Genomic DNA, 6080 nt, shown 5'->3' with positions numbered 1-6080 from the left:
GGGCAGCGGCTGTTCGGGCCGTTGACCCTGAAATAAAGAGCTCAATTAAGCGTTGTTGTTTGGACTCACTTAAACGACTTTTACGCATACTGCTATCCTAGACGAAATTCAGTTATCTAGGACAGCCTCTAAATTGAACGCATAACAGACAAACAATTAGAGTTTCTTGACAAATTCTAACCCTGAGTTTAAATGGAAATGTGTTGAGCGATAGCTTCGTTGACAATACCAAACCTGTCGTGAGGCAGGGACGGAAAGCCACGGATCTTTATCTTCCCTTCTCCTCCACAAGATAGCCGGGTTCCCAAGCTGAACGTTATCGGACGATGATATTCAATCAGTAACAGGGGGTAACCGCTACTCAGAGATGGGGGAACCATGTGTACTCTAGCCCTCCGCAGTCTTCTCATTTTCTTTCCAGTCGTTATATTTGCATCACTTTGCCACGCCACAGACACTCCCCAAATCAGGCGACTATGGCCACCTACACCCAACAAGTATCAATTGGAATTTGTCGGAGTTTTTAACTCAGAGACCGATCTTGCCACAAGCAAAGGCAGCCAATTCATCGAGACTGTTTTAGGCGAAGACTGGCAGAAAAACCTCTCCCGCCCAACAAGCGTAACCACAATGGACGCTAATACGGTGCTGGTTACAGAATGGGGAAGCGGAGAGATCAAGGTTTTTGATTTTTCCCAGAAAAAGACCGGCAACCTCTTCAAAAGACAATTCTCCCTTTTCGAAAATCCTGTCGATATTGCCATTGATGGTAAAAACAACTTTATGGTGGCAGACCAGAAAAAAGGCGTCATCACAGTTTTTGACCGCAACCTGGAGTCTATCGCCTTGATTGGCAGAAATTTAAAATTTGAAAAACTGGAAAAAATTGCCATAGACTCAGCCACCCAGACGATCTATGCCTCGGATTCTGTTCTCAACAAAGTATTTGCTTTTGACAGGAGCGGCCAACTACTTTTTGAAATTGGCGGTGGCGAGAACGCTGAAGCCAAGTTAAATTCCCCCCACGGTCTGGCCGTTAACCCTGAAGGCAACTTATATGTCGCCGATACCGGCAACTCGGAAATCAAGATATTTGACAACGCCGGAAATTTTCTGGAAATTTTCAAAATCAAGCAGAATAAGGGTGATTCCGTCATCAAAAGACCATGGGACCTAGCCTTCGACAGCCAGGAGAAGCTTCATATCATTGATCAGGGAAGTGCAGCCCTGATTACATTCGCTCAGAACGGAGAACTGCTTTTTGCAACCATGGCAAAAGAGCCGACCAATCATTCCATGGGGTTAAATCGCCCAAATGATATTCACATCGACAGAAAAGACAGAATAATCATTACGGATGACCTGAACAATCGATTCAGCGTTTGGCAGGTTCTGACACAAACCTATCTGGAAGAAAATCCCATTACAGAAGATGACATTGAAGCACTAAACAACTATATCGAAAAGAGAAAATCTGAGTTAGCTGAGCAGAGAAAAGCAAAGGAAGCAATCTCCTTAATAGACAAGCAAGAAAACAATGACCATAAGGAGAGAGAAAAGAAAGTAAAGAAAAAACAGAGAAAAGTCGTCTGCCCAAATTGCAGCAAGGAATATGCTCTTATTTACATCGGCCTGGGTGGCGAATAGGCTGAAACTTGTTCCCGGCAATAAGCTCTATCTACTGTGAGATGGATAGGGAAAGTAACCGTTCTCCACTCGTAGAGAATGCTGAGTTGTCTAATGTAAGGATTGAGTCCACTACAGGAGGTCACTATGCTTAAAAGGACCTTTTCATTAACAATAAGAACTCTTCTCGTCCTCGTTTGTGTTATCAAGACGGGCACAACCATTTCAGAAGCAGCCTCCTCTACAGAGCCCCCACTTACGCCCCCTGAACATCAAAGCATCCATCAAAAAGCATCAGCCTGCTGGGAAGATTTCGAAGTGCCTTTCAGTGATGACCCTAAAGACTGCCAGAGCGTTTGTGATACCTGCCACAAATTTGCAACAGTCATTGGGGGCAAGGACAACCCTGAGGCATACACAACAGATGTAATATTCCCTCAAGACATAAAGAATGAAGCCAGCTGGAACAAAATTGGCTCGTTGCAAAGATCATGCAGAAATTGCCACACAGACATAACAGAGGCAGAGCCAGGTTTAAACCATGAAATTTTCGTAGAATATTACGCGTTTGGTTCGAACCAGAATTTCAAGGAGACCAGCCTGAAACTTTATGATAACTACATTCTTTGCACAACCTGCCATAGCCCGCATCGTGAAGAGATCGCTCTTTTGAGGATCTCAAACCAGGGGTCAACACTTTGCCTGGACTGTCACAGTACCTGATTTTTAAGCATTAAATGCCGGGTTTCGTTCCTCAAAGCTTACATAGAGGCGTCATCTTGGATTCACGAAGTAAATATCTGCTGAGTGGAGTCAAGGGAAAGGAGGGGCGGCAATGATTCTGAAAAATAAAGTAAAAAATTCTTTTTTATGGAGCGTTGGGAAATCATCAAGTATTTCAGAACGGCCTCAGATGGAGAGGCCCCAGGTCAGATTCTGATTCTTCACCTGGCACGCGTAATGGTAACAGTTCTGGTTGCCGGCATCTGGGTGTTCTTCACATTGTTCACCGGAGTCTTTACCATCGCCTTTGTCATATTACTAGGTGCTGCAATAGGGAGTGTTCACCTTTTAAGACCGAAAGGCGTTCAACGTTTTAACCTTCCCAGTGCGCTGATGCTAACGCTTTTCGGTGGCATACTCAGCAATGTACTGGCAGGCTTGGCGTTATTCAGCTCCAAAATGGGAGTAAGTTACTGGCAGGTTCTTTCTGCACGGCGTTTTCCTGAAGACATTCAGATGCTCAGTTCAGTATTTCTTGAATCCTTTCGGCCACAGGATCTTTTCTTTTTTGTTTTCGCATTGACGACTGTGGCCTACTTCGCCCAGAGGAACTACCTGCGTGGGGAAAATGCGGGGGAACTCATTGAAGTACACTTTACCTCTGGAAAAACATATAGCATCGGATGCAGAGCGATGCATTACTTGCTTTCAGAAAACAAGGTCGTCAAATTTAAAAGATCTGAAGGCTGGGCTGTTGTTGGTAAAGATTGCTTACGAAGCCAAAGAGAAGACGGCATTTATGCGGGCTTCGAGCGCAGAGACAATGATCAAATGATTAAATGTTACTGAGACTCGGAGTAGAGGATCTGTCTGGGGTGAGATGGATTTTATGGTCAAGAGGTGCAGATTGTTTGCCTGATGAAACGTGCCAAAAAAACCAAGCCCATCAGGATTCGATCTCCGATGGCCATTCTTATTGGCAAGAGCTTTCGGATAAAGGGGCACGTCAGAAAGCCAGCACGGGCTTATTTGTTCCGCATGTCATGGGGAACGAGAACAGTGGCGGATTGTTCGCTACGGTTACCGGCGGCATCGACGGCAACGGCTGTAACTGTGTATGTCCGACCGTCGGTGTCATTACCATCGCGCCAGGCTTCGAGCCACAGAGAGCTGCCAAAACCTGGAACAACCTGACCGATGGTGCTACCGTATTCGTCATTCAGGGTGATTTCGACTTCGACGGACCCGCTATCGTCCGTGGCAGAGCCACCGACCAAAACCTCAACAGACTTCTTGTTGGGTGGCCAAAGAATTTGCGTACTCAGCACCAGGTGGATTTCAGGTGGCGTTGTGTCAACGGCGGCTTCGGCAATAAAAACATCCTGACTGGCGTTATTATCCCCGACCACCAGGTGGGGGTCCTTTGAAGAGAAGACCAGCATGGAACCATGTTCAGTCATAGCAGGAGCAACGGAATCACCCTCATTCAAGGTCCCGGGCAAAGTTGTGCTGACCAGGTCATGGACGCCGCTCTCGAGATCAAGTCGGAGGATTCCTTTGACATCCGAAGGAAGGCCCGGAGTCCTTGCGACGTAGGCAAGAAAACGACCATCAAGACTCAAGGCGGGCGAGCTCCCTTTTGCTATAAACCGGGGCTCGCCGTCACGGGCGACGAGATAGAGGTTCTGGCCACCTGTGCCGTCGGAGGCGGAGAAAGCCAGCAAACTGCCATCTCCACTCAGAGAAGGTTCGGCGCAATCAGTATTTCCTGGAGAGGAAATGCGTTGGACTGAGCCGTCCTGGCGATCATAATAAAAGATGTCTGCAGCGTTGTTGCCATCACCATCCACTAGGTTATCAGACTCCGAGACGTAGGCTATAAGCTGACCATTACCGCTCAATGAGGCCTCTTTACTTGGCCCATTGCCTTTTTCGCCATTGACGTTGATGCTGGCCAACTCCAGGGTCGCATTTTGAATATCGTAAAGATAAATATCTGAACTCTGGTCGGAATCAGTACTGATCAGGTTGGACGCGCGAGAGGTAAAGGCTAAAGTCGATCCGTCGGAACTTATCACGACCTCATCACTGGCTCCATTAACCAGGCGACCGGAAAGCCCCTGAGTTATCAAGCCGAGAGAACCAGACAATCGATCATAAAGAAAGATACGAAAAAGTTGGCGGTAGGAAATGTGATATCCGCTGGCACACGAAAAAGCCGCAAGGTCTCCCCGGGCATTGAGTGACGGGCTCTTGCAAACTGTTTGATAAAACCAGTAGTTGTTCGGATTCAGATCGCGGCTGACATTTTCCACGAGACCGCTGTCTCGATCGAGGACAAAGATATCCGGATCGGTGTTCCAGTACCAGGAACCAGGATCATGATCGACCAGGTTGTCTGCATCTGAGACATAAGCAATGAACCGGCCATCAGCATTAATGTCAGGTTCTGAGCTTGGTCCATTCCCTATCGTACCGAATCCCGAACGACTGACGAGGTCAATTTCAGCACTCAAGGCCGGGGAGGAACACCAGCAAAGGGCCATTAACAGGAGAAGAGTTCCTCTACGCAGAAAGATCATAGCTTGTTGCCTCATACGATTATTTCTTGGTGATGATGCGAACCACATCTTCTCCGACCAGCAACCCGGCCGAAGAGTCGCCACCAACGGCGATCAAACCAGCAGACATGACCACCACAACACCATCTCCTCTCCGCAAAGGCTCACCTGTTACTTCCTCTAGAGCTGCATAAAAATCCTGGGCTCTGAACTTTAAATTCAGGTCAAGAAAACCATCAGGGCCAGCGTCGGTGCAATCCATATCAGAGGCTTTGCCGCTTAACGGATAATAAGGCTCGGTCACATCTTCATAGGCAAAATGAATCGGAGATAATCCGGCAACTTTAATCGTTCCGGGATCAATCTGTGTCACGTCGAGTTCTTCCGAGCCAACAATAGCCGCTGACAAGATGCCTTTTTTCTTTATATTCAGTGGGTTTGGACAGGATTGAGGTTTGATGTCAAAAGCGACTGGCGTCGCTGAACTTGTGGTCGTAATGGTTGCCTCAACAGCGACATCGTACCAATCTTTTGCGAAATTACGGTAACCGAAAACAAAGGTGAAGGAATAATCTCCAGCGGCCCTATTCAAAGTATATGTTTTCAAAAAAGAAGAACCCCAATTAACACCTTTAACATCAAGCGGCGCAGCCGAAGTTCTTACCATGTTGTTGTGGTCATAACTCCATTCGGAATTTTCGAGGAACATGTATGAGGTCGTACCAAAGGAACTTCCTCCCTCCAGGTAACCTTCAACCGTCACCTCAAAATCTTCATTTGCCACGACATTGTCAGGAACCGTTATAAAGGCACAGGCGCTTTGGTAGCATTCCGTATAAGTGGCAGCAGATAATGTAGAACTGGATAAAAAGATAAGCAGAAGCATGATTGGCAGGGTTTTAAATCGAGACATTTTGGCCTCCCTCAAAGCGTAAAAACGTTTTGAATTATTGTGGATTAGCGCCAACAAAAAAACCACACCATTCGGAGGTGTGGGGACGCTTGATCCTGCTTCGGCAACCCCGCTTTCCTGTAACAGTAACTGTCCCAGGACCGGAGGCTTTGCGTCCCACCCTTGCAGATGGTTTGCTCTTGTCGGCTTGGTCATAAAGGAGAGTCACGACACTTTAGGACGACTCTCCTTTTAACATTTATGATTATGCGGCTACT

Annotated in this window: 6 protein-coding genes and 2 riboswitches; of the genes, 3 read left to right on the top strand and 3 right to left on the bottom strand. The window is 47.0% G+C overall.

The window, feature by feature from the left end; genetic code table 11:
* A partial coding sequence (locus tag P9J64_08085) for an IS1595 family transposase (GenBank protein ID MDG5468277.1) occupies positions 1–88 on the bottom strand: 88 nt, incomplete at its 3' end.
* 129 nt (positions 89–217) lie between these two features.
* Positions 218–309: riboswitch (cyclic di-GMP riboswitch) on the top strand.
* A 195-nt stretch (positions 310–504) separates the two neighbouring features.
* On the opposite strand from P9J64_08085, the gene P9J64_08080 reads away from it, so the two are divergent.
* The 3 genes from P9J64_08080 to P9J64_08070 all read left to right on the top strand — a co-directional run bounded on the left by P9J64_08080 (position 505) and on the right by P9J64_08070 (position 3198).
* On the top strand, positions 505–1647 hold the full coding sequence (locus P9J64_08080) for an SMP-30/gluconolactonase/LRE family protein (GenBank protein ID MDG5468276.1): 1143 nt from the start codon (positions 505–507) through the stop codon (positions 1645–1647).
* A 126-nt stretch (positions 1648–1773) separates the two neighbouring features.
* The gene (locus P9J64_08075; protein MDG5468275.1) at positions 1774–2349 is read left to right on the top strand and encodes a cytochrome c3 family protein; all 576 of its coding nucleotides are present in this window, start codon (positions 1774–1776) and stop codon (positions 2347–2349) included.
* Between the two features lie 147 nt (positions 2350–2496).
* Positions 2497–3198, top strand: coding sequence for a hypothetical protein (locus tag P9J64_08070; protein MDG5468274.1), 702 nt, complete (start codon positions 2497–2499; stop codon positions 3196–3198).
* 176 nt (positions 3199–3374) lie between these two features.
* Here the strand turns inward: P9J64_08070 and P9J64_08065 are convergent, their stop codons facing one another.
* A complete protein-coding gene (locus tag P9J64_08065; protein ID MDG5468273.1) occupies positions 3375–4931 on the bottom strand; it encodes a hypothetical protein in 1557 nt (518 codons plus the stop codon).
* Positions 4932–4950: 19 nt separating this feature from the next.
* Entirely contained in the window at positions 4951–5823 is an 873-nt protein-coding gene (locus P9J64_08060; protein MDG5468272.1) for a hypothetical protein, read from the bottom strand.
* A 99-nt stretch (positions 5824–5922) separates the two neighbouring features.
* A riboswitch (cyclic di-GMP riboswitch) is annotated at positions 5923–6011 on the bottom strand.
* Positions 6012–6080: the final 69 nt, after the last annotated feature.

The organism is Deltaproteobacteria bacterium IMCC39524, assembly GCA_029667085.1.
GTDB lineage: Bacteria > Desulfobacterota > Desulfuromonadia > Desulfuromonadales > BM103 > M0040.
Note: the sequence above shows the minus strand (reverse complement) of the source record. Positions and strands in the feature narration are given on the sequence as shown.